Origin of the sequence: Amycolatopsis sp. cmx-4-61 (genome assembly GCF_046548775.1) — a bacterium.
Taxonomy (GTDB): domain Bacteria; phylum Actinomycetota; class Actinomycetes; order Mycobacteriales; family Pseudonocardiaceae; genus Amycolatopsis.
In genome coordinates, this window is record NZ_JAEBEI010000011.1 from 165,426 (window position 1) to 187,519 (window position 22,094).

A 22,094-nucleotide genomic window follows, 5' to 3' on the forward strand; every position below is an offset into this window, starting at 1 on the left:
CGGTTAACGAAGTGGTCCGGTACCGCGATGGTCAGTCGAGAACAGTGGCTGTTGTCGGCGTTGCTGTTGTGGGCGTCGTCGATGTCAGCAAGTGCTGGTCAACAAGTGCTGGGTCAACAAGTGCTGGATGACGTGCGGTACCGGCCGGGCGTCGATGCTCGGAAACCGGACGCGGGTCATCTGGGAGGCCGCACAACGCTGGGCAGCCGAACATGTCGGGTGCTGCGAGCGCGCCAAGGAAGGCCACTGTGGTGGGGGCCGTCCGGAGCGCGCGGTGTTACTCCCGGGTTCGCCGGGTCTTATGACGATAGTGTGAATTCGCTGTTATCGACATACGTCGTTGCGCCCGGGTGGGAAATGCCACGCTGGCGTTGACGCGGCCCGGGGTGGTCCCATATGTCGGGCGGAAACTCTCGCAGAGCGGGCTGTCGTGTCGCTGACCTGCGGAAATGTCCGTCCGAAGTGGTCCAGGGCCGCTGTTGCACCCCGCCGCCGGGGTGGGAAGCTGAGGGCATGGCGGACTGCTCCGATGGCTGATCGTTATCTCTCCGTGGCTCGGGAAGGGGTCCACGAGATCGAGATCAAGCGTTCGCGGTTCCTCTGCGCGCTCGCTCCCGTGACGTCGGAAGCGGCCGCGCGCGAGTTGATCGCGGGCCGCCGCCGCGCCGATCCGGGGGCGCGGCACCACTGCCACGCCTTCGTTTTGGGGCCGGACGGGCGAACCCGGCGGTCCAGTGACGACGGTGAACCGGCCGGCACCGCGGGCGCGCCGATGCTGGAAGTGCTCCGCCGCCGTGAGCTGACCGACACGGTCGCGGTGGTGACGCGGTACTTCGGCGGAGTGCTACTGGGCGCGGGTGGGTTGATCCGCGCGTACGGCCAGTCCGTTTCGGACGCTCTGGAAGTGGTTGGTGTACTAGAACACCGGCGTCTCAGGCTGGTCGAAGTAGCGGTACGCTACGACCGCGCGGGCCGGCTGGAAAACGATCTGCGGGCGTCGCCGTACCTGCTCCACGCGACCCGCTTCGACGAACTGGCCCGCTTCGAAGTCGGTCTCGCGCCGGGAGAGACCGACGCATTCCACGGCTGGCTCGCCGATCTCACCGGCGGGGAAGCGGCGACGACCGAACTCGGCGAGACGTGGGTTCAGGTCCGGTGACTCGCGGCTGCGAGACTTGGGTGGTCCACCACCGCTGAGTGGTCCGGTCCCGGATCGGTTGGCGCGCAAGGAACTTTCGGTGCTTCCGTCGAACGTCCCGTTCGTGGCACCATGTCCTGCCACCGAGTTCCGGTACCACTTCGACCCCCTGGACGTTGTCGGCGCGGCCTCTGCCGAACTGACAACGTTGTCACCACTCGTTCTGCTTGCCCGACAACGTTGTCGCCCGGCGGAAGCGTGCGACAAGGAGAGGAAGGGTCATGTCCAGACCACTCGTCGGACGGGTGCGCGCGGCCGCGCTCGCCGTCGTTTTCGCGGGCGCCGCGCTCGTCGCGCCGGCCGCGGGCGCCGCGACGCTCGCCCTCACGCAGTACGTGAATCCCTTCATCGGCACCGACAACAGCAACTCGCCGAACCCCGTGCCCGGTGGCGCCGGCGGCAGCACGTACCCGGGTGCCGTGGTGCCGTTCGGGATGGTGCAGTTCAGCCCGGACACCCCGACCGCGTCGCCGTCCGGGTACCGCTACAGCGACACCAGCATCGAAGAGTTCAGCCTCACCCACTTCAACGGCGCCGGCTGCGCCAACAACGAAGACCTCGGCCTGCTGCCGATCACCGGCGCGCTCGGCACTTCGCCGGGCACCGGCTGGACCGGGTACGCGGGCCGCTACACCAAAGCGAACGAGTCCGCCGCGCCCGGCTACTACAAGAACAAGCTCGACACCTACGACACGACCGTCGAGCTGTCGGCCACCCAGCGGACCGGGTTCATGAAGCTGACCTACCCGAACACGACGTCCGCGCGGCTGCTCGTCAACACCGGCCGCAGCGCCACCGGCAGCCGCAACGGGTCGATCAGCATCAGCGGCAGCCAGCTCACCGGTGCGGTGACCGGCGGCGGCTTCTGCGGCTCGTCGAAGACGTACCAGATCTACTACGTCATCCAGTTCGACCGCGTGCCCAGCGGTTTCGGCACCTGGCTGGGGGGCACGGTCAGCGCCGGAAGCTCGAGCACCAGCGGCACGAACTCCGGTGGGTACGTCACTTTCGACACCTCGGGCAACACGACCGTGCAGGCGAAGATCGGCATTTCGTTCGTCAGCCTGGCCGACGCGCAGGCGAACCTCGCCGCCGAAACCTCCGGCTTCGACTTCGCCGGGGTCCGGAGCGCGGCCGACGCGAGCTGGAACAGCGTCCTCAACCGCGTCCAGGTGACCGGCGGAGCCGCCGCCGACCTGCAGAAGTTCTACACGGCGCTGTACCACGTCTTCCAGAACCCGAACATCGCCAGCGACACGAACGGCCAGTACCGCGGGTTCGACCAAGCGGTGCATACGGCCTCGCACACCGTCTACCAGAACTACTCCGGCTGGGACATCTACCGGTCGTGGGCCGCGTTGATCGGGCTCGTCGCGCCGAACGAAGCCGGTGACATCGCGAAGTCGATGGTGCTCGACGGCCAGCAGGGCGGGCTGCTGCCCAAGTGGTCGCACAACAGCAACGAGCACTTCGTGATGACCGGCGACCCCGGGCCGATCATCGTCGGCAGCATGTACGCCTTCGGGGTCCGCGGGTTCGACACCGCGGCGGCCTTGACGCTGATGGACAAGAGCTCGAACGGCGGCACCACCCAGGGGCAGGCGATCCGCGGCAGGGAAAGCGGCTACCTCAGCCGGCACTACGTCTACGAAGACCCGTCGGACTCGCTCGAGTACTCGGCGTCCGACTTCGCGATCGCGCAGTTCGCGAAGGCGCTCGGGGACACCACGAAGTACACCACCTACATGCAGCGCGCCCAGTGGTGGCAGAACGTGTTCGGCACCGACTCGGGCTACATCCAGCCGCGGGGGAGCGACGGCACCTGGGCGTGGCCGGTCGTGCCGTCCAGCAACAGCGGCTACACCGAGGGCAACCCGTCGCAGTACACGTGGATGGTGCCGTACAACTACCAGGGCGTGATCAACCTGATGGGTGGCCGCCAGACCGCCGTCCAGCGGCTGGACCACCACTTCACGCAGCTCAACGGCGGGCTCACCCAGCCGTACTTCTACATCGGCAACGAGCCGGAGCACGGCGTGCCGTGGGCGTACAACTACGCCGCCCACCCGCAGGGCACCAGCTCCGCGGTGCGGCGCGTGATGAACGAGTCGTTCACCACCGGCGCCGGCGGCCTGCCCGGCAACGACGACCTCGGTGCCACTTCGGCGTGGTACGTCTTCGCCGCGCTGGGCATGTACCCGGCGACCCCGGGCGCGGACGTCCTGGCCCTGCACGGCCCGCTGTTCCCGTCGGCGTCCATCATCCGGCCGTCGGGGACGATCCAGATCACCGGCAGCGGCGCGGGCCAGGGTGCCCAGTACGTGCAGAGCGTCAGCGTCAACGGCGTCTCGACCACGAAGTCGTGGATCCGCTACGGCGACATCGCGGGTGCGTCGACGCTGAGTTACTCGATGGGCTCGTCGCCGAGCGCCTGGGGCACCGCGGTGTCCGACGTCCCGCCGTCGTACAACGACGGGTTCACGCCGCCGGCCGCGGCGCCGGAACTCGGGACGAACCTGGCGCAGGGCAAGGCGACCACGGGTTCGGCGTCGTGCAACTCGGCCGAGACCGCGGACAAGGCCGTCGACGGCAGCCTCGCGAACAACAGCAAGTTCTGCAGCACGGCGGCGACCAAGTACCTGCAGGTCGACCTCGGGTCGGCGCAGAACGTGTCGTCGTTCGTGGTCAAGCACGCCGGCCTCGGCGGGGAGACCACGAGCTGGAACACCGGCGCGTTCACGATCCAGACGTCGACCGACAGCTCGACGTGGACGACGGTCGCGTCCGTGACCGGTTCCCGGGCGAGCCGCACGTACCACCCGATCACCACCCGCTCGGCGCGGTACGTGAAGCTCAACCTGACCACACCGGCCAATGACGGCAACGGCGCGGCGCGCATCTACGAGTTCGAGGTCTACCGCTGATCCGGTGGCTCGTGAGCGCCGCCTCCGGCGTTCACGAGCCACTCCTCGCGGGTGATCGCGTACTCGACTTCGCCGTGCTCGCTGCCCGGGGCGCGCTCGTGCTCCGGGAACTCCTCGAAGTACGTGCGGACGAACCGCATCCCCAGTTTCTCCATCACGCGGCGCGAGGCCTTGTTCACCGTCATGGTGAACGCCCTCACCCGCGTGACCCCCAGTTCGGTGAACCCCTTCGCGAGCAGGGCCGCGGACCCTTCGGTCCCGTAACCCCTGCCCCACGCCTTCCGGTGCAACCGGTAGCCCAGCTCGGGTTCGTCCGGTGGATCATCGGGACGCGGGCGGAAATGGAACCACCCCAGGAAGTCGCCGGTGCTCTTTTCGATCGCCGCCCAGAACCCGTAACCGGGGAAACGCTCGTAGTAACCGAGGAACGCGGGGAGATCCAGGGTGACGATCTCGGTGCGGTCCGCCGGCTGTCCCCCATTGAGGTACTTCATCACGGCCGGGTCGTCGTAGAGCTCGAAGAGCGCGTCGGCGTCGTTCTCGGTGAACCGGCGGAGGATCAGCCGCTCGGTTTCGAGGAATACGTGCATCGGGTGATGCTGGCAGTAACCCCAGAGTGTGGCAATGTGTTTACGCGGCGGCGGCGAGGACCTCGCCCAGCGCCCGCAGGCCGGCCTCGGTGAGCAGGGCGGGCACGCGCTCGCCGCACTTGCCGGGGCGCGCCGGTGCGATCAGGCCGAGCCGCGCGAGCCGGTGCACGGTAGACTGGTCGCAGCAGCTCAGGCCGTCGATGAACAGGTCCGGCTCGCAGCTGCAGCTGATCTCGGCGTGGCCCTCGGCCACGGCTCTCAACGTGGCCCGCTCACGATGGTTCAATGCGGTGATCATGGCGGCGCCTCCTTCCCGTCGTGCTCATTAGACGCCCCGCCACCGACAGTTTCCGCCTTTCAGCGTGCGAACCCGGGTATTTACGGGGTTCACGTAGGGGTGGCGTGTCGCGCCCGACCGGGGATACCCCTACGGGAGCGGTTCAAGCGTCGTCTTCCGCAGGTGCCGGAAAACGATCGAGGTCCGGAACCCGACGATCTCGCGGCGCAACGCCAGCCGGTCGGTCAGGAATGCGTGCAGCGCGTCGATGTCCGGGGTGGTGACTTCGATCAGGAAATCGTCGTTTCCCGCCGTGACGTACACCGAGAGCACCTCCGGCAGTTCGGCGATCGACCGCTGGAAGGAATCGATCACCGCCCGGCTGAGCGGCCGCACCTGCGCCGTGACGAGCGCCCGGACGCCGCGGTTGAGGCTCGCCAGGTCGACGTCGGCGTGGTAGCCGCGGATGACACCGCGGTCGCGCAGCAGCCGGATGCGTTCCAGGCACGTCGAGGGCGCGATGCCCACCTTCCGGGCGATGTCCCGGTTGGTCTGCCGGGCGTCTTCCTGCAGCAGCCGCACGATCGCCGAATCAAGTTCGTCCAGCACCGGGCCCTCCAAGTCGATTCCGAATTTCGTTCGGCGAGCCGACTCGGCCGCCGACTGTCACTCTAACTTCGGCCCTCATGACCGCACATGAGCAGCTCGTAGCCCGCCGGGGCCGTCGATCCGGCATCACCACGATGGTCGCGATCCACTCGACCGCGCTCGGCCCCGCCGTCGGCGGCTGCCGCTTCAAGCCCTACGGCACGCTCGAAGAAGCCATCGGCGACGTCCTCCGCCTGTCGGCCGCCATGACGGCCAAGTGCGCGGTCGCCGGGCTGGCGTTCGGCGGCGGCAAGAGCGTCATCGCGCCGGAACCGGGCCGGGTGCTCTCGCCCGAGGAGCGCCGGGCCGTCCTGCTCGACCACGCCGACCTGATCGCCGAGTTCGGCGGCCGCTACCAGGCCGGCCCGGACGTCGGCACCGGACCGGCGGACATGCTCGTGCTCCGCGAAGCCTCGCCGTACGCGTTCTGCACGCCCGAGTCCGCGGGCGGAACGGTTTCTTCCAGCGGCCCGACGGCCGTGGGCGTGCTGGCGGCGCTCCGGGCGGCGCTCGGCCCGGCGGACCTGACGGGCCGCCGGGTGGTGATCAGCGGCTACGGCTCGGTGGGCGCCCACCTGGCGGCGAGCCTGCGGGCCGCGGGCGCCGCCGTCGTCGTCTCCGACATCGACCCGGGCAAGCGGGCGAGTGCCGAACAGCAGGGCCTGACCTGGGTAGAGCCGGAGAAGGCGCTCACCCTGACCGCGGACGTGGTGATCCCGGCGGCGGTCGGCGGGGTGCTCGACCCCGAGACGGTGGCAAGGCTCGACACGCCGCTCGTGGTCGGCCCGGCGAACAACCAGCTGACCGACGACGCGGTGGCGGAGCAGCTCGCCGCGCGCGGCATCCGGTGGATCCCGGACTACGTGGCGAGCGCGGGCGGCATCCTCTACACCCTTTCGCGGGAGGCCGAGGGCCTCGGCCACGAGGCCGCGCTCGCCCGCGTCGAGACGATCGAGGACACCGTGCGCGCGCTCCTCGCCGCGGCCGAGGCCCACGAAACCACCCCGCTGGCCGAGGCAGCCGTGCTGGCCGAGCGGCGGCTTGCTTCCGGTGCGGGACCCGCGTGAGTGGTGGCCCTACCTCGCTGAGGGAGGCGGCGGCCCGCCTGCCGCCCGATGCAGCGACTGAACGTTCACCGCCCTCCGGCGGCCTGCCGGAGCGCGGCGAACACCTCGGGTGCGGTCGTGCACTCGCCGAGGCGGACCGGCTTGCGGTCGCCGTGGAAGTCGCTCGACCCGGTGACGAGCAACCCCAGGTCCGCGGCCACTTCCCGGAGCCGGTCGCGGACCTGGGGCGGCTGCTCCGGATGGTCCGCCTCGATCCCGGCGAGGCCGGCGTCGCGGAGGGCGGCCAGCTGCGGGTCGGACACCGAAGCACGCCGCTTGACCGAGCGCGGGTGGGCCAGCACCGCCACGCCGCCGGCCGCGCGGACCAGTGCGATCGCGTCCGCTGCGGCCAGGACGTGCTTCGGGACGTCGGCCCGGCCGCCGTCGGCGATCCACTCCGGGGTGAAGGCGTCGGTGATGCCCGCCGCGGCCAGCGCGGCCGCGATGTGCGGGCGGCCCAGCGGGGCACCCCCGGCGATCGCCCGGACCTGCGCGAGGGTGATCGGGGCACCGAGCTCGCGGCAGCGTTCGACCATCCGCACCCCGCGGCGGTCCCGGTCGGTGCGGACCAGCGCCAGCTCGGCGGCCAGTGGCTCGTGCCCGGGATCGACGAACAGCCCCAGCAGGTGCACCTCGGCGTCGTCGAGCCGGCACGAGATTTCGACCCCGGGGATCACCTCGACGTCCCCGGCGGCCGCGGTGGCCGCGGCCAGGCCCGCGAACGTGTCGTGGTCGGTGAGGGCGACCGCCGTCAGCCCCGCCCCGGCGGCCAGCCGGGGGAGTTCGGCCGGCGGCGTCGTCCCGTCCGAGGCCGTGCTGTGCGCGTGCAGGTCGATCGTCATGCCGCGGATCGTCGCACGGGGTTCGCCGCGGCGGTGCCCCGTCGACTTGAATGGGGGCGTGGAGATCCTCACCGACGCCGCCACGCTCGCGCTGTACACGACGGACGCGTCCAACTACCGCCACGTGCCCCGCGGCGTGGTGCTGCCGCGGACCGTCGACGACGTCGTCGCGGCGGTCGCCGAAGCCCGCGCCCGCGACCTGCCGGTGATCGCCCGCGGCGGCGGGACGAGCGTGGCCGGGAACGCGTGCGGCCCGGGCCTGGTGATCGACACCTCGCGCCACCTCGGCGGGGTGCTCTCGCTGGACCCGGACACGCGGCTCGCCCGGGTGCTGCCCGGCACGGTGCTCGACGACCTGCAGGCCGTCGCGGCCCCGCACGGCCTGCGGTTCGGCCCGGACCCCTCGACGCACAGCCGCTGCACGCTCGGCGGGATGATCGGCAACAACGCGTGCGGCTCCCACTCGGTGGCCTGGGGGCGCACGGTCGACGTCGTCCACTCGCTGGAGGTCCTGCTCTACGACGGCACGCGGTTGCGGGTGGGGCCGGGCGAACCGGCCGAGGGCCGGATCTTCGACGAGCTGCGCGCGCTGGTGCGCGACAACCTGGCCTTGCTGCGCAAGGAACTCTCGACGTGGCCGCGGCGCGTGTCGGGCTACGGGCTCGAACACCTGCTGCCGGAGAACGGGTTCGACGTCGCCAAGGCGTTGGTCGGCTCGGAGGGCACCTGCGTGACCGTCCTGGAAGCGACGGTCTCGCTCGCGCGGCTCCCGGACCGCAAGGTGCTCGCCGTGCTGGGCTTCCCGTCCGACATCGCGGCGGCCGACGCGGTGCCGTCGATCCTGCCGTGGTCGCCGCTGACCGTCGAAGGCGTGGACGCCGAACTGGTCGCGATGCTGCCCGGGCGGGTTCGCGACCTGCCGCCGGGCGGGGCGTGGCTGTTCGTCGAGCTGGCCGGCGACGACCCGGCTTCGCGCGCCCGGGAGCTGGCCGCGTCGCTCGACCTCACCGGCTTCGCGGTGCTCGACGACCCGGCGGCGCAACGCGGGCTGTGGCGCATCCGCGAGGAAGGCGCCGGGCTCGCGACCCGGCTCGCCGACGGCTCGGAGGCGTGGCCCGGCTGGGAGGACGCGGCCGTTCCGCCCGAGCGGCTCGGCGCGTACCTGCGCGAGTTCAAGGAACTCATGCGCGCGCACGGCCGCCGCAGCGTCGTCTACGGCCACTACGGCGAAGGCTGCCTGCACCTGCGGCTGGACTTCGACCTGCTGTCCGCCTCCGGCGTCGCGGGCTTCCGGCGGTTCCTCGAGGAGGCGGCGGACCTCGTCGCGGCGCACGGCGGCTCGCTGTCCGGCGAGCACGGCGACGGCCAGGCGCGGTCGGAGCTGCTGTCGCGCATGTACAGCCCGGAGATGCTCGACGTCTTCGCGCGGTTCAAGGCGATCTTCGACCCGGCCGGGCGGATGAACCCGGGCATCCTCGTGGCACCGCGGCCGGTCGACGCCGACCTGCGTGTCCGCTCCACTTCGCCGTCCTTCGAGGACAGCGTCTTCCTCGGGTACCCGGAGGACCGCGGGAGCTTCGGCCAGGCCATGCGGCGCTGCGTCGGGGTGGGGAAGTGCCGCAACACCAGCGGCGGCGGTGTGATGTGCCCGAGCTACCGGGCCACGCGCGAGGAGCGGCATTCGACGCGCGGGCGTGCCCACCTGCTCGCGGAGATGCTCAACGGCGAAGTGATCAAGGACGGCTGGCGTTCGTCCGAAGTGCACGAAGCCCTCGATTTGTGCCTGTCCTGCAAGGGATGCCTCTCGGACTGCCCGGTCGACGTCGACATGGCGACGTACAAGGCCGAGTTCCTGCACCACCACTACCGGCGGCGGCTGCGCCCGGCGTCGCACTACTCGATGGGCTGGCTGCCGCTGTGGCTGCGGCTCAGCGCGCGCGTCCCGCGGCTGGCCAACGCCGTCGGGCGGTCCCGGTTGGCGGGCCTGGTGAAACGGCTCGGCGGGATCGCGCCGGAACGCGACCTGCCGTCGTTCGCTCCTTCGCCGTTCACGTCTTCGCGCGCCGACCTCCGGCGGAAAGCCACCGGAGAGCGCCGGGTCGTGCTGTGGCCGGATTCCTTCAACAACTACCTGACGCCGTCGGTGCTCGACGCCGCTCACGAGGTGCTCACCGCGGCGGGGTACGACGTCGTGCTGCCGGACCGCGGAGTCTGCTGTGGACTGACGTGGGTGTCGACGGGCCAGCTCGGCGTCGCCCGCCGCGTCCTGGACCGCACTCTTTCCGTGCTGGCGCCGTACCTGGCGGACGGCTACGAGGTGGCGGGCCTGGAACCGAGCTGCACGGCGCTGTTCCGCGGCGACCTGCCTGCGCTCATGCCGGGCGACGCCCGCGCGGAACTGCTCGCTTCGCGGACGTTCACGTTCGCGGAACTGCTGGAGCGCGCGCCGATCCCGTTCGCCGCGCTCGACGTCGACGCGATCACGCAGGTGCACTGCCACCAGCACGCGGTCCTCGGCTTCGGCGCCGACGAGTCCGCGCTGAAGGCCGCGGGCGTCCGGAACACGACGATGGACTCCGGGTGCTGCGGCCTGGCGGGCAACTTCGGTTTCGAGCGCGGCCACTACGAGGTGTCGAAGGCGGTGGCGGAGGACCGGATGCTGCCCGCGATCCGCGCGGCTTCGCCGGAAACGGTGGTGGTGTCGGACGGCTTCAGCTGCCGGACCCAGATCGCCCAGGAGTCGGGCCGGACCCCGGTGCACCTGGCCGAACTGCTGCGCCGGGCGCTGCCGTGACCACCTATTCGCTGCGCTCCAGCAGCGTCCTGGTCGCGGTCAGCACGAGCCGGACGATGTCGTCGGGGTCGGCGCTGGCCAGCGGTTCCTTGCCGGTGATCTCGCGCACCAGCGCGATGCCCATGAGCCAGGCGAGCGCGAGGTCGGCCCGCAGTTCGGCGTCCGGGGCGTCGGTCAGCGTGGCGAGCACCCCGGAGTACTCGCGGCCGACCTCGTGGCGGATCGCGGCCGCGACGCCGTCGCTGCCCGAGGAGCGCAGGTAGGTCTCCAGCGCGCGGTTCCGCTGGCCTTCCGGGTCCAGCATGCTGCGCAGCGACGTGCTGAAGAGCCGCTCGGGCGGGGTGGCGGCGAGCTGCTCGCGCCCCGATCGCGCGATGACCGCCTCGAACAGCGCTTCCTTGCTGCCGAAGTAGCGGAACAGCAGCGACTGGTTCGCCCCGGCCAGCTTGGCGATGTCGCGCACGGTCGTCCGGTCGAAGCCGCGCTCGGCGAACAGCTTGGCCGCGGCGTCCAGCAACGCCTGCCGCGTCGCGGCCGCGTCCCGTCTGCGGCCGGCCTGTTCCGTCATCGAAGCAGGTTAACCGGCAAACCGGACGCGGCGCGACGGACCCTAGGCCCCGGACAGGCGGATCGCGGCGGCCGGGCAGGTCAGTTCCGCCTGCCGGACCGCGTCCTCCGCCCCGGCGGGCGGCTCGGGGGTGAGCAGGACGACCGTGCCGTCGTCGTCGTTCTGGTCGAACGCCTCCGGGGCCAGCAGCACGCACTGGCCGGACGAGACGCAGCTTTCGGTGTCGACGGTGATCTTCACGCTCACCACTCCACCGGCACGCGCTCGACGCCGCCGGCCACGCGGTTGGTGCGCACCGGGATCTCCTCGAGCCCGACGGCGAGCCGCAGGCCCGGGAACCGGCGGAACAGCTTCGGGAACACCGTCCGCAGCTCGGTGCGGGCCAGGTTGGCGCCGATGCAGACGTGCGCGCCGGTGCCGAAGGCGAGGTGCACGTTCGGCGTCCGGCCGGGGTCGAACCCGTCCGGGTCGGCGAACACCGACGCGTCCCGGTTGGCCGCGTCGCTGGAGATGAGCACGGCGTCGCCGCGCCTGATCCGGACGCCGGCGATCTCGACGTCTTCGTGGGCGTACCGCAGCAGGCCGGTGCCGCTGGTCGCGGTGAGCCGCAGGATCTCCTCGACCGTCTGGTTCACCTCGCCGTCGGGATCGGCGGCGAAGCGGTCGCGGCGGGCGGTGTCGGTGAGCAGGAACAGCGTGCCCATCGCGATGCGCGTCGACGTCGTCTCGTGGCCGGCGAACAGCAGGCCGGCACCCATCCGGGCGAGGTCCTCGTCGGTGAACGTGGGGTCTTCGGCCTGGACCGCGACCATGTCGGAGATGACGTCGGGCCGGGGGTCGGCGCGCTTCGCGTCGGCCAGCTTCGTCATGTAGGCCATGAACTCCGCCATGGCCGCCTGAGCGTCTTCGCCGCCGTCCATCACCGCGATCCGCTCGGACAGCCCGCGGAAGTGCTCGCGGTCGGCGTACGGGACGCCGAGCAGCTCGCAGATGACCAGCACCGGCAACGGGAACGCGAGGAAGTCGGTCAGGTCGACGGGCTCGCCGGGGTGCGCGTCGCGCGCGGCCTGCATGTCGTCGAGGCAGCGGTCGGTCAGCTCCGCGATGCGGTCGCCGAGGGCGCGCATCCGCGGTGCGGAGAACGCGGGCGCCAGCATCCGGCGCATCCGCTTGTGCACGTGTTCTTCGGTCTCGAAGTCGCCGCTCGGGCCGTCCTGCAGCGCGGCGTAGGAAATGCGCGACGCCTGTTCCGGCGCCGGGTGCGACCGGCCGAAGCGGCGGTCGCGGAACACCTCCTTGGCCTCCTCGTAGGACGTCACCAGCCAGGCCGGGTCGCCGGCCGGGGTGAGCACGCGGCTCACCGGCGCCTGGCGGCGGAGGACTTCGTAGTCGGGGGCGATCGCGAGTGCGTTCGCGCGGGCGAAGGGGAGGCGGGGGGTCGCTTCGGTGGTGGTCATGCGTCTTCCCTCGGATCGGTGGTGAGGTCGGCGAGCCAGCGCAGTTCGGCGTCGAACTTCCCGAGCACGTGCTGCAGCGCGGCCCGGCTCCACGGGTCGGCCTGCCCGGCGGCCAGCCCGGTGAGCCGGGCGTGCTCGGCGGTCAGCGCGTTCCGGCGGATCTCGAGCACCCGCTCTCGTTCCGGCGGGCGCAGCCAGGCGAAGTTCCCGACGCGGGCCAGGAATTCCGGCTCGTTGAGCGCCAGGTCGGCCGGGAAGTCCGCGAGCAGGTCGTGCAGCAGCTCCCGCCCGACCTCGGTGATCGTGTAGACGTGCCGTGGCGGTTTGGCCTCCTGCTCCTCGGCGCTGCGGCTCACCGCGCCCGCGTCGACGAAGCGCCGCAGCGTCGGGTAGAGCGAGTTGTTCGACAGGGTGTGGCCGGTCGAGGCCTCCACCGCCTTGCGGAGTTCGTAACCGTGCATCGGCTCGACGGCCAGCTTGGACAGCAAGAGGATCTCGATCCACACCTAGGTCACCGTAACCTAGGCTTCGGTGACTGGGCAATGGCGGATCGTGACAGGTGGGGAGAAACTGTGTAGCGTTGTAAGCAGCTGCTTACAAACTCCGAGCACGGGGGTTCCCGCATGACCGCCACCCACACCGAACCGCTCGCGTACCCGTTCAACGAGGAGGCCGGGCTCGACCTGAACGAGGCGTACGCGGCCGCGCGGGACGCCGACGGCCTGGTCCGGGTGAAGATGACCTACGGCGAGCCGGCGTGGCTGGCCACCCGCTACGCCGACGCCCGGCTGGTGCTCGGCGACCGCCGGTTCTCACGGGCCATGGAGAAGGAGAAGGACGCCCCGCGCCGCTCGCCCGTGCAGCGCGACGGCGGCATCCTCCAGATGGACCCGCCCGACCACACGCGGCTGCGGACGCTGGTCGCGAAGGCGTTCACCATGCGCCGCGTCGAACTGCTCCGGCCGCGCGTCGCCGCACTGGCCTCGGGGCTGATCGCGGGCATGAAGGCCGCCGGTCCGCCCGCCGACCTCGTCGACGCCTACGCGCTGCCGATCCCGGTCGCGGTGATCTGCGAGCTGCTCGGCGTCCCGGTCGCGGACCGGCCGAAGTTCCGCGTGTGGAGCGACGCGGCGCTGTCCACGAGCAGCCTCACGCCCGAGGAGTTCGAGCGCAACCGCGAAGAGCTGCGCGGCTACATGCGGGGGTTGATCGCCGAGCACCGCGCGCAGCCGCAGGACGACCTGATGACGGCGTTGATCGAGGCCCGCGACGTCCGCGACCGGCTGACCGAGCTGGAGCTGGTCGACCTGTGCGTCGGCATCCTCGTCGCCGGCCACGAGACCACGGCGAGCCAGATCCCGAACTTCGTCTACGCCCTGCTGGACCAGCACGAGCAGTGGGAACGGCTGTGCGCCGACCCGGACCTGATCCCGGCCGCCGTCGAAGAGCTGCTGCGGTTCGTGCCGCTCGGGGCGGGGGCGGGCTTCGCGCGGTACGCCACCGAAGACGTCGAGGTCGGCGGCGTGCTCGTGCGCGCGGGGGAGCCGGTGCTGGTCGCGATCGGCGCGGCCAACCGGGACGGGCTGCAGTTCGGCGACGCCGACGAGCTGCGGTTCGACCGCGGGGAGAACCACCACCTGGGCTTCGGCCACGGCGTCCACCACTGCCTGGGTGCGCCGCTGGCCCGGCTGGAGCTGCAGGAGGCGCTGCGCGCGTTGGTCACCGAGTTGCCGGGGCTGCACCTGGCCGGCGATATCGTGTGGAAGACGCAGATGCTCGTCCGCGGACCGCGGTCGATGCCGATCGGATGGTGACGATGAGCTGGCACGTGGAAGTCGACGAACACACCTGCATCGGGTCGGGGATGTGCGCGGCGCTGATGCCCGAGGTGTTCGTCCTCGACGGCCCGGTGGCGCACCCGGTGACGCCGACTGTCGCGGCCGACGAAACGGTGCTCGACGCGGCGGACTCGTGCCCGGCGATGGCGATCACGGTGACCGACGGGGACCGGGAGATCGGGCCGCGCCCCTGAGCACACCGTGCTCGGTGACCACGGCCGTGATCAGGTCGTGCGGAGTGACGTCGAAGGCGGGGTTGAAGACGCGCGCGTCCGCCGGCGTGATGGGCACCCCGGCGTACTCGGTGAGCTCGCGGGCGTCGCGTTCCTCGATGGCGATGCCCGCGCCGTCGGGGAGTGTGCTGTCCACCGTGGAGGACGGTGCGACCACGACGAACGGCACCCCGTGGTGCCGGGCGGCGATGGCGAGGCCGTAGGTGCCGATCTTGTTGGCGGCATCGCCGTTCGCGGCGATCCGGTCGGCCCCGACGAGCACGCAGTCGACCATCCCCCGAGCCATGGCGGCCGCGGCGGCCCCGTCCGGCTGGACGCGGTAGGGAACGTCCGCCTGGTCGAGTTCCCACGCCGTCAGCCGGGCCCCTTGGAGCAGCGGGCGCGTCTCGTCGACGAGGACTTCTTCGACGAGCCCGCGTTCGTGCAGGTGCCAGACGACCCCGAGGGCACTGCCCCAGCCGACGGTGGCCAGCCGCCCGGCGTTGCAGTGGGTGAGCAGCCGCAGAGGCCGCCGCGCGCACTCGGCGAGCACGACCTCGGCCGCGTGCGCCGAGGCGGTCTTGTTGAGACGTTCGTCCTCGTCGAGCAGGGCGAGCGCCTCGGCGAGGACGGCGTCGGGACCCTGATCGAGTTTCGAGCGCGCTCGACACCCCAGGCGAGGTTGACGGCGGTCGGCCGGGCGTGCGCGATGAGGCCGGCATCGGCTCGGACGTCGTGGTTCCGCCGTGCCGAGAGGGCCACCCCGAGCGCCCCGGCGGCCCCCAGCGCGGGAGCACCCCGCACGGCGAGCCGCTTGACGGCGTCGACGAGCTCACCGACGGTCCGCAGCTCGAGCACCCGGTAGTCACGGGGCAGTGCGGTCTGGTCGACGATGACGATGGCCCCATCGGCCCAGTCGATGGTCCTGCGCACGAGTCCTCCCGCCGGTTCGGGTGAAGAAGCAATTCACGTGATGGAAGGGTCATCTCGCGTGATTGGGGGGTCAACTCGCGTGATTGGAGGGTCAACTCGCGTGATTGGAGGGTCAACACGAAATCCTTCCCACCTTCGGCCAACCTCCCCGGCCCCCGACCCCGGCCCCCGGCCCCCGGCCCGGCCCCGGCCCCCGGGTCAGAGGCCGGCCATCAGGTCGGTCTCCGTGATGCCCGGGCCTTCACCCGCGCGGATGAACCACTCCGTCCCGAACGCGGCCGTGAACGCCTCGTCCGGCATTGCCAGCATGAACATCTCCTCGCTGATCTGGCTCGGGTGCGCGCGCATCGCCGCGCGCTTGACCGCCGCGTACTTCGCCACGTCGACCGCCGCGGTGATCTCCGCCTCCGGCTTGCCGAACTCCACGTTCTCCGGTGGCTTCGGCGCCGCCTCCGGCGGGAGAGTCCCGTCCGCCACCGCCGCTTCGAAGCCACGCTGCATGAACTCGCGGTTGAACGTCGCCTGGAACACGCGGGACGTGCCGGCCAGCTCGGCCGCGCGGAGGCCGACGCGGTGGACCTGGATGTGGTCCGGGTGGCCGTAGTCGCCGTTGTCGTCGTACACCGTCAGGACGTCGGCCGACTCCTCGCGCAGGATCGCCGCCAGCTGCTCGGCCGCCTTTTCGACGTCGGCGCGCCAGAAGCACGCCGGGTCGTCGTTCGTCGGCTCGCCCATCATCCCCGAATCGCGGTAGCCCAGGAACTCGACGCGCTCGACGCCGAGGATCGCCGCGGCCGCGTGCGCCTCCTGGACGCGCCGGTCCTCCAGTTTTTCGCCCTCGGCGAGGAAGCCCTCGGGTACTTCGCCGACCTCGCCCTTGGTGGCGACGACGAGCACGACCCGGTGCCCCTCTTCGACGGCCTTGCGCATGACGCCCGCGGTGCGAAGGCACTCGTCGTCCGGGTGGGCGTGGAAAGTGACCAGTGTTGCCATGTCCGCGACGGTACCGGCTACCCCCGACAAAAACCGCCGCGAGGATGCGCACCCGGCCGGAAACCCGCCCTGGCTAGGCCTGCTCCTTCGAGCACCACCACGTCGACCGGCCGCCGACCGTCCCGTGGCTCATCTCCGCGCCGCAGCGCGGGCAGTGGCCGCCCGCCCGGCGGTGGCCGATGATCTCGCCCGTGTGCACGCCGCCGTGGCGGATCGCCGCGCGCAACGCCTTCCGCAGCGCCTTGTGCAGGTCGGCGAGGTCGTCACCGGCCAGCTCGTCGACCGGGCGGGCCGGGGCGAGGGCGGCCTGCCAGAGGGTTTCGTCGGCCAGCAGGTTGCCGATCCCGGCCACCACCGACTGGTCGAGCAGCCGCGCCTTCAGCGGCGCCCGCCCACGGCCGACGCGTTCGGCGAACTCGCGGCGGGAGATCTCCCCGGCGTCCGGGCCGAGCGCGTCGAGATCGGGGTCCAGCCGCACCCGGCTGAGCCGCCGCGTGTCGAACAGGCTCAGCTGTTCGCCGTCGGCGAAAGTGATCCCGAAGCGGAACCACTCCGGCTTCTCGGCCCGGTCGCGGAACCGCTGCGGGCCGGGCGGCCCGCTTCGGCCGCCGAACCGCAGCTGCCCGGCCATCCCGAGGTGCAGGCCGAGGTTCGGGCCGGGCCGTCCGTCGCCGCTTTCCGTTTCGCACCAGAGGGTCTTGCCCCGCCGGTGCGCCTCGGTGAGCCGGCCGCCGCGCAACGCCGTGGCGATGTCCCCGGGAGCGTGCGGACGGCAGACCCAGTCGTCGTGGTCGTCGACCTCGCGGATCTTCCGGCCGAGCGCACCGGCGAGCACCTGCCGGGCGAGTTCCACTTCGGGGAGTTCGGGCACCCCGGCAAGTCTGCCGGAACCCGGTCGGGGACGCCGTGCGAGCGGGGCCGCACCCGTCGCCGGTCAGGACCGGCCGGCGGAGGCGGTGGTCTCCCAGGCGAACCCGTCCGGGTCGGTGAACGCCGCGGCCGCGCCACCGACCGCGATCCGGTGCGAACCGCTGCCCTCGGGGCCGACGCCGGCGTCCTTCGCGAGTGCCTTGCGGCGGTACAGGGCCAGCTTGACGGGGCTCTCGCCGGCGTCGAATTCGACGTACACCTTGCCGAAGCTCTTGCCGACGGTCAGGCCCTGGCCGACGTAGAACTTCTTGCTGGCGGCCACGTCGGCGGCGCCGAGCAGGAGCACGATGGCGTCGATCTTCCGGGTGGCCGGGCCGGTGTTCTTCTTGGCCGAGGTCGCGAGTTTCCAGATCGTCCCGTCCGGGGCCCGGACGGTGCCGCCGTAGCCCCACATGGACTTCGCGGCGGGCTTGATCGTCGTGGCCCCGGCCGCCAGCGCGGTCCCGATCAGGGAATCGACGTCGGCGGGCTGCGGCACGGTGAGGGAGAGGGTGAAGCCGCGGAAGCCGTCGCTCGGCGCTTCGGCGACCCGGAACCGCAGCTGCGTGGTCAGCCCGAAGGCGTCGGCGTAGAAGCGCTCGGCGGCGGCGGGGTCGGCGACCTCGAGGGTGATCGTTTCGATGTTCGTCATGCCGGCAACGCTAGGTCCGCGCCGCTGACCGGCGCTTCTCGATTCCTGACTGGTCTCCGCGCCCGTCGTCGGAAAAGGAGTGGGCAGGACGCGCGCGGAGCTGATAGCTTGCCGCTGACCGTGACCCGGCCCGAGGAGGTGAGACCCGTGAACGTTGTACGCAGTGGGTGCTCCCTCTCGTCGTCACGGGCGGGCGGCTGACGCAGTGTCGCCGGGAGCCCTTTCCTCCCGAAAGGCGACACATGAATCATCTGCACCAACGGCCGGGCGTGGCCGGCCGCGGGGAAGTTTCCCGGCGACCTGACGGACGCCTCTTCCTCAGCATCGACACGTGGGACGACGCGGACTTCGCGCGGCTCGCGGCCGACATGCTGCCGGCGCTGCCGAGGCCGCTGTACACGGTGGTCGACGAAGCCGACACCGAGCTCCGGTCCCGCTGGGAAGCGGCCGGTTTCACGACGCGACGCCGTGAATGGGAGTACGTGCTCCCCACGGCACCGGGTCCGGTTCCCGTTCCCGCGGGGGTGACGATCGGGCCGCCGTCCGACGAGCGGGCGCTGCGCTCGCTCGAGGACGCGATCCGCGCCGAAGTTTCGGCGACGGTGGGCTGGCACGAGATGCCGGCGGAGATCCTGCCGCGACCGGACGTCTTGGACGTCACCAAGTACGTCGTCGCGGAGACCGCGGACGGCTACGTGGGCCTGGTCCGGCTGGCGGCGATGCCGCGGCAGCCGCGGATCGGGCTGCTCGCGGTCCGCGCGGGACGGCAGCGGCGCGGAATCGGCCGCGGGTTGCTGCGGTACGTGCTGGACGCGTTGCACCACAACGGTGTTCGGGCGGCTTCGGCCGAGGTGACCGAAGCGAACGCGGCGGCGGTGGCGCTGTTCGAGGGCGCCGGAGCCCGCCGGATCGGCAGCAACCTCGAGCTGGTGCTGCGCTGATGGCCGGGATCGAGATCGAGGGCACGGTCGTCGAGTGCCTGCGCAACGCGACGTTCCGGGTGGAGCTGGAGAACGGGCACAAGGTGCTCGCGCACATCAGCGGCAAGATCCGGAAGAACTTCATCAAGATCCTGCCGTTCGACCGGGTCCTGGTGGAACTGAGCCCGTATGACCTCAACCGCGGCCGGATCCTGTTCCGCTACCGGACGTAGTAGCGAACGGCCGTCGCCGGACCCCCGGCGACGGCCGTTCCCCGGCGTCAGTACTCCTTCTTGATGACGAAGTAGGAGCCGCGGATGGTGCCGGCCAGCTTGGACTTCTGGCGGGCGAACTTGAACGACGACAGTTCCTCCGGGACCTCCATCCCGTCGGAGAGCTTGAACCCGACCGCCCGCTTCCCGCCTTCGTCCACCGTGTACAGGACGTTGATCGACAGGCCGTTCTCGTAGAAGACGTAGCTCCACCGGATGTTCTCGACCTGGAACGCGGTCGCCTCGAGCGGGCGCGCGGCGATGACGATGCCGCGTTCCTCCGCCAGGATGCGGTGCACCCGGTCGATGACCGGCTGGGCGTCGCTCGCGGGCTCGACGGTGAAGTCGTGGTCGTACTTGTTCTTGAAGTACCGGGCCTCGTTCGCCCGCAGCCCGGCCAGCGCGTCCGCGACCGGCGACGACTCCAGGCCGGCGGTGGATACGGTGTCGAAGGCGACGGTGTGGGGCATGGCGATCCTCCGTGTCTGTCCGGACCGGACTCAGCCTAGGCCCTCACGCGTCCGGACGGCGATCCGGAAGAATCTCCGGGCCGGGTGTCGGATCGGGGTGAGAGTGTTCGTAGCAAGGGTGAAGTCGCCCGGCGCACCCGGCCGCCGGACCCACCGGAGAGGATCCCGCAATGCAGTACCTGGTTTCCGTCATCGACGACAAGAGCAATCCCGGCAGCACGGACCGGCAGCCGGCCATCAGCGAGTTCAACGAGCGGCTGGTCGCCGAGGGCTACTGGGTCTTCGCGGGCGGCCTCGCGGACACCGACGCGGCCACCGTCGTCGACAACCGGGGCGAGCAGGCGGTGCTCAGCGACGGGCCGTTCGTGGAGTCGAAGGAGTACCTGGCCGGCGTCTGGGTGTGGGACGTGCCCGACCTGGACGTCGCGCTGAAGCTCGCCGCCGAAGCGTCGAAGGTCTGTGACCGGAAGATCGAGGTGCGGCCGTTCCGGTGAGCGACGTCGAAGAGGCGGTCACCCGGGTGCACCGCGCGGAGTGGGCCCGGGTGGTGGCCGCGCTGACCAGGCGGTTCGGTGACCTCGACATCGCGGAGGAGGGGGCGGCCGAGGCGTTCGCGACCGCCGTCGAACGCTGGCGGGCCGACGGCGTGCCCCCGAACCCCGGCGCCTGGCTGACCACCACCGCCGTCCGCAAGGCCATCGACCGCATCCGGCGCGAGAGCAAGCGCGACGACAAGCACCAGGAGGCCCGGATGGTCCACGACGACGACCCGCCCGAGCCGCCGGGCGCCATCGACGACGACCGGCTCCGGCTGATCTTCACGTGCTGCCACCCGGCGCTGGCGACGCCGGCCCGGGTGGCGCTGACGCTGCGCCTGGTCGGCGGGCTGACGGTGCCCGAGATCGCCCGCGCGTTCCTGGTCCGCGAGACGACGCTGGAGCAGCGGATCACCCGCGCGAAGGCCAAGATCAAGGCGGCCGGCATCCCCTACCGCGTGCCGTCCGCCGAGGACCTCCCGGCGCGGGTGGCCGGCGTGCTCACGGTCCTCTTCCTCGTGTTCAACGAGGGCTACCTGGCGACCGGCCCCGGCACCGACCCGATCCGGGCCGAGCTGACCGCCGAGGCGATCCGGCTCACCCGGCTCGTCCGGGCCCTCCTCCCGGACGACGGCGAGGTGACCGGGCTGCTGGCGCTGATGCTGCTGATCGAGGCCCGCCGCCCGGCCCGGGTGGCGGCGGGCGAGCTGGTCGCGCTCGACGAGCAGGACCGCGGCGCGTGGGACGCGGCACTGATCGCCGAGGGGCACGCACTGGTGCGCGAGCGCCTCGCCGCCGGCGTCGCCCCGGGCCGCTACCAGATCCTGGCGGCGATCAACGCCGTGCACACGTCGGCCCGCGACATCCGCGACACGGACTGGTCCCAGGTCGTCGCCCTCTACGACCAGCTGGTCCGCCTGGACGCGTCGCCGGTCATCGCGATGAACCGGGCGATCGCGGTCGCGGAGCTGGACGGCCCGGAGGTGGCACTGGCGGCGGTCGACCGCCTCGGGGACCAGCTGGCGGGCTACCACGCGTTCCACGTGACGCGCGCCGACCTGCTGCGCCGCCTGGGCCGCGGCGAGGACTCCCGAGCGGCGTACGACCGGGCGATCGAGCTGGCGGGCAACACCGCCGAGACGGCGTACTTGATCCGGCGGCGGGACCAGCTGGGGTAGCGGGCGCGTCAGGCCCGCAGGAAGGTGCCCTGGAGGGGCGAAGGCTGGCCGAGTGTGGGCGCGAGTCCCGCCTTCGCGATGTTGCGCGCGGTAGTCCACGGCGACGACGGGCCTGGTGCGGTGGGTCCACGCCGAGCGTGGTCACTTGCTCTCCGCGGAAATCAGCCGGCTCGGGGTTTTGCTCCCAGCCGCGCGCACGTGCCGGTGCCCGACGACAGGGAAGGGCCGCGGCCGGCGGCGGAGGACCGGATCGCGGTGTTCGGCGAGCAAGGCCGGTAGGTCGTCCGGTCGCCACGGCCGCAACCGCAAGGCGCGGCCGGGCGGCGGTACGGGCAGGATGGTCGCCCCTTCCACGCGATCACCGAGGCTTGGCACGCTGGGCCCGCACCTTGGACGCGAACTGCGCGGGCGTCCACGTCACGGCGATCCGGTCATCCACCGGGAACACGGCGACGCCGTACCCGTCCTCCGTGAGCCCGGGCAGCCACACCTCGAGGAACCGGTCGAGGTCCGCGGGAACCGGCTTCTCGTCCGGCGTCACCGGCCCGAACTCGCGGATCGCGAACTCCGGGTGCGGCCACACCGGCACGACCACGCGGCCCTCGGAATCCGCCATCACCGCGGTGTCCTCGTCGTCGCCCCAAGCACAGATCAGCCCCGAGGCGACGACGCTGCGGACGAGGTAGAGCGCGCGCGAGGCGCCGGGCTTCGCCGACCAGAGGTCGGCCTCCCCGGCCGGCAGCGGCGGGAACTCGCGCACCACTCTCCCTCCCGCGG

Annotated in this window: 23 protein-coding genes and 1 pseudogene; 10 read left to right on the forward strand and 14 right to left on the reverse strand. The window is 71.6% G+C overall.

Going from position 1 to position 22,094, the window contains the following annotated elements; genetic code table 11:
* Positions 1–529: 529 nt before the first annotated feature.
* Together ACLJOU_RS28190 and ACLJOU_RS28195 are read left to right on the forward strand one after the other, a co-directional pair.
* Positions 530–1,159, forward strand: coding sequence for a YigZ family protein (locus ACLJOU_RS28190; protein ID WP_410571567.1), 630 nt, complete (start codon positions 530–532; stop codon positions 1,157–1,159).
* Positions 1,160–1,419: 260 nt separating this feature from the next.
* Positions 1,420–4,122, forward strand: a complete 2,703-nt coding sequence (locus ACLJOU_RS28195) for a GH92 family glycosyl hydrolase (RefSeq protein WP_410571370.1) — start codon at positions 1,420–1,422, stop codon at positions 4,120–4,122.
* Here the strand turns inward: ACLJOU_RS28195 and ACLJOU_RS28200 are convergent.
* From ACLJOU_RS28200 to ACLJOU_RS28210, 3 genes are all read right to left on the reverse strand, one after another.
* The gene (locus tag ACLJOU_RS28200) at positions 4,113–4,712 is read right to left on the reverse strand and encodes a GNAT family N-acetyltransferase (RefSeq protein ID WP_410571372.1); all 600 of its coding nucleotides are present in this window, start codon (positions 4,710–4,712) and stop codon (positions 4,113–4,115) included. The genes ACLJOU_RS28195 and ACLJOU_RS28200 overlap by 10 nt on opposite strands.
* A gap of 40 nt (positions 4,713–4,752) precedes the next feature.
* A complete protein-coding gene (locus ACLJOU_RS28205; protein WP_410571373.1) occupies positions 4,753–5,010 on the reverse strand; it encodes a hypothetical protein in 258 nt (85 codons plus the stop codon).
* Positions 5,011–5,139: 129 nt separating this feature from the next.
* The gene (locus ACLJOU_RS28210; RefSeq protein ID WP_410571569.1) at positions 5,140–5,595 is read right to left on the reverse strand and encodes an Lrp/AsnC family transcriptional regulator; all 456 of its coding nucleotides are present in this window, start codon (positions 5,593–5,595) and stop codon (positions 5,140–5,142) included.
* An 80-nt stretch (positions 5,596–5,675) separates the two neighbouring features.
* On the opposite strand from ACLJOU_RS28210, the gene ACLJOU_RS28215 reads away from it, so the two are divergent.
* On the forward strand, positions 5,676–6,704 hold the full coding sequence (locus ACLJOU_RS28215) for a Glu/Leu/Phe/Val dehydrogenase dimerization domain-containing protein (RefSeq protein ID WP_410571375.1): 1,029 nt from the start codon (positions 5,676–5,678) through the stop codon (positions 6,702–6,704).
* 65 nt (positions 6,705–6,769) lie between these two features.
* Here the strand turns inward: ACLJOU_RS28215 and ACLJOU_RS28220 are convergent, their stop codons facing one another.
* Positions 6,770–7,585, reverse strand: a complete 816-nt coding sequence (locus tag ACLJOU_RS28220) for a PHP domain-containing protein (protein WP_410571376.1) — start codon at positions 7,583–7,585, stop codon at positions 6,770–6,772.
* A 58-nt stretch (positions 7,586–7,643) separates the two neighbouring features.
* Here ACLJOU_RS28220 and ACLJOU_RS28225 point away from each other — a divergent pair, with 58 nt between their 5' ends.
* Complete coding sequence (locus tag ACLJOU_RS28225; protein WP_410571378.1) at positions 7,644–10,379, forward strand: FAD-binding and (Fe-S)-binding domain-containing protein; 2,736 nt, start codon at positions 7,644–7,646, stop codon at positions 10,377–10,379.
* A gap of 4 nt (positions 10,380–10,383) precedes the next feature.
* On the opposite strand, the gene ACLJOU_RS28230 is transcribed toward ACLJOU_RS28225, so the two are convergent.
* From ACLJOU_RS28230 to ACLJOU_RS28245, 4 genes are read right to left on the reverse strand one after another with little or no spacing between them, the layout of a single operon-like run.
* Entirely contained in the window at positions 10,384–10,947 is a 564-nt protein-coding gene (locus ACLJOU_RS28230; protein ID WP_410571379.1) for a TetR family transcriptional regulator, read from the reverse strand.
* A 42-nt stretch (positions 10,948–10,989) separates the two neighbouring features.
* A complete protein-coding gene (locus tag ACLJOU_RS28235; protein ID WP_410571380.1) occupies positions 10,990–11,187 on the reverse strand; it encodes a ferredoxin in 198 nt (65 codons plus the stop codon).
* Between the two features lie 2 nt (positions 11,188–11,189).
* Positions 11,190–12,404, reverse strand: a complete 1,215-nt coding sequence (locus tag ACLJOU_RS28240) for a cytochrome P450 (RefSeq protein ID WP_410571382.1) — start codon at positions 12,402–12,404, stop codon at positions 11,190–11,192.
* A complete protein-coding gene (locus ACLJOU_RS28245; RefSeq protein WP_410571384.1) occupies positions 12,401–12,910 on the reverse strand; it encodes a PadR family transcriptional regulator in 510 nt (169 codons plus the stop codon). The genes ACLJOU_RS28240 and ACLJOU_RS28245 overlap by 4 nt, the downstream gene beginning before the upstream one ends.
* 117 nt (positions 12,911–13,027) lie before the next feature.
* Between ACLJOU_RS28245 and ACLJOU_RS28250 the strand changes: the two genes are divergently transcribed.
* Both ACLJOU_RS28250 and ACLJOU_RS28255 read left to right on the forward strand, forming a co-directional pair.
* On the forward strand, positions 13,028–14,218 hold the full coding sequence (locus ACLJOU_RS28250; protein WP_410571386.1) for a cytochrome P450: 1,191 nt from the start codon (positions 13,028–13,030) through the stop codon (positions 14,216–14,218).
* A 2-nt stretch (positions 14,219–14,220) separates the two neighbouring features.
* Positions 14,221–14,436, forward strand: a complete 216-nt coding sequence (locus tag ACLJOU_RS28255; protein WP_410571388.1) for a ferredoxin — start codon at positions 14,221–14,223, stop codon at positions 14,434–14,436.
* On the opposite strand, the pseudogene mtnA reads toward ACLJOU_RS28255, so the two are convergent.
* From mtnA to ACLJOU_RS28275, 4 genes and pseudogenes are all read right to left on the reverse strand, one after another.
* Positions 14,393–15,387: pseudogene (mtnA, locus tag ACLJOU_RS28260) on the reverse strand (S-methyl-5-thioribose-1-phosphate isomerase). The gene ACLJOU_RS28255 and the pseudogene mtnA overlap by 44 nt on opposite strands.
* A gap of 198 nt (positions 15,388–15,585) precedes the next feature.
* A complete protein-coding gene (locus ACLJOU_RS28265) occupies positions 15,586–16,380 on the reverse strand; it encodes a PIG-L family deacetylase (protein WP_410571389.1) in 795 nt (264 codons plus the stop codon).
* A gap of 73 nt (positions 16,381–16,453) precedes the next feature.
* Positions 16,454–17,251, reverse strand: a complete 798-nt coding sequence (locus ACLJOU_RS28270) for an Fpg/Nei family DNA glycosylase (RefSeq protein ID WP_410571391.1) — start codon at positions 17,249–17,251, stop codon at positions 16,454–16,456.
* 63 nt (positions 17,252–17,314) lie between these two features.
* Complete coding sequence (locus ACLJOU_RS28275; RefSeq protein ID WP_410571392.1) at positions 17,315–17,941, reverse strand: glyoxalase; 627 nt, start codon at positions 17,939–17,941, stop codon at positions 17,315–17,317.
* Positions 17,942–18,183: 242 nt separating this feature from the next.
* Between ACLJOU_RS28275 and ACLJOU_RS28280 the strand changes: the two genes are divergently transcribed.
* Positions 18,184–18,882 carry a GNAT family N-acetyltransferase gene (locus ACLJOU_RS28280; RefSeq protein WP_410571393.1) on the forward strand — a complete coding sequence of 233 codons (699 nt, stop codon included), beginning with the start codon at positions 18,184–18,186 and terminating at the stop codon, positions 18,880–18,882.
* Positions 18,882–19,094, forward strand: coding sequence for a translation initiation factor IF-1 (gene infA, locus ACLJOU_RS28285; protein ID WP_176175606.1), 213 nt, complete (start codon positions 18,882–18,884; stop codon positions 19,092–19,094). The genes ACLJOU_RS28280 and infA overlap by 1 nt, the downstream gene beginning before the upstream one ends.
* 47 nt (positions 19,095–19,141) lie before the next feature.
* Here the strand turns inward: infA and ACLJOU_RS28290 are convergent, their stop codons facing one another.
* The gene (locus ACLJOU_RS28290; RefSeq protein WP_410571394.1) at positions 19,142–19,603 is read right to left on the reverse strand and encodes a phage tail protein; all 462 of its coding nucleotides are present in this window, start codon (positions 19,601–19,603) and stop codon (positions 19,142–19,144) included.
* A 170-nt stretch (positions 19,604–19,773) separates the two neighbouring features.
* Between ACLJOU_RS28290 and ACLJOU_RS28295 the strand changes: the two genes are divergently transcribed.
* Positions 19,774–20,097: a YciI family protein gene (locus ACLJOU_RS28295; RefSeq protein ID WP_410571395.1), complete on the forward strand. Its 324-nt coding sequence runs from the start codon at positions 19,774–19,776 to the stop codon at positions 20,095–20,097.
* Complete coding sequence (locus tag ACLJOU_RS28300; RefSeq protein WP_410571397.1) at positions 20,094–21,317, forward strand: RNA polymerase sigma factor; 1,224 nt, start codon at positions 20,094–20,096, stop codon at positions 21,315–21,317. Before ACLJOU_RS28295 ends, ACLJOU_RS28300 begins: the two co-directional genes overlap by 4 nt.
* Positions 21,318–21,675: 358 nt before the next feature.
* Here ACLJOU_RS28300 and ACLJOU_RS28305 read toward each other — a convergent pair whose 3' ends face one another.
* Positions 21,676–22,077 carry a DUF2750 domain-containing protein gene (locus ACLJOU_RS28305; protein WP_410571399.1) on the reverse strand — a complete coding sequence of 134 codons (402 nt, stop codon included), beginning with the start codon at positions 22,075–22,077 and terminating at the stop codon, positions 21,676–21,678.
* Positions 22,078–22,094 lie beyond the last annotated feature (17 nt).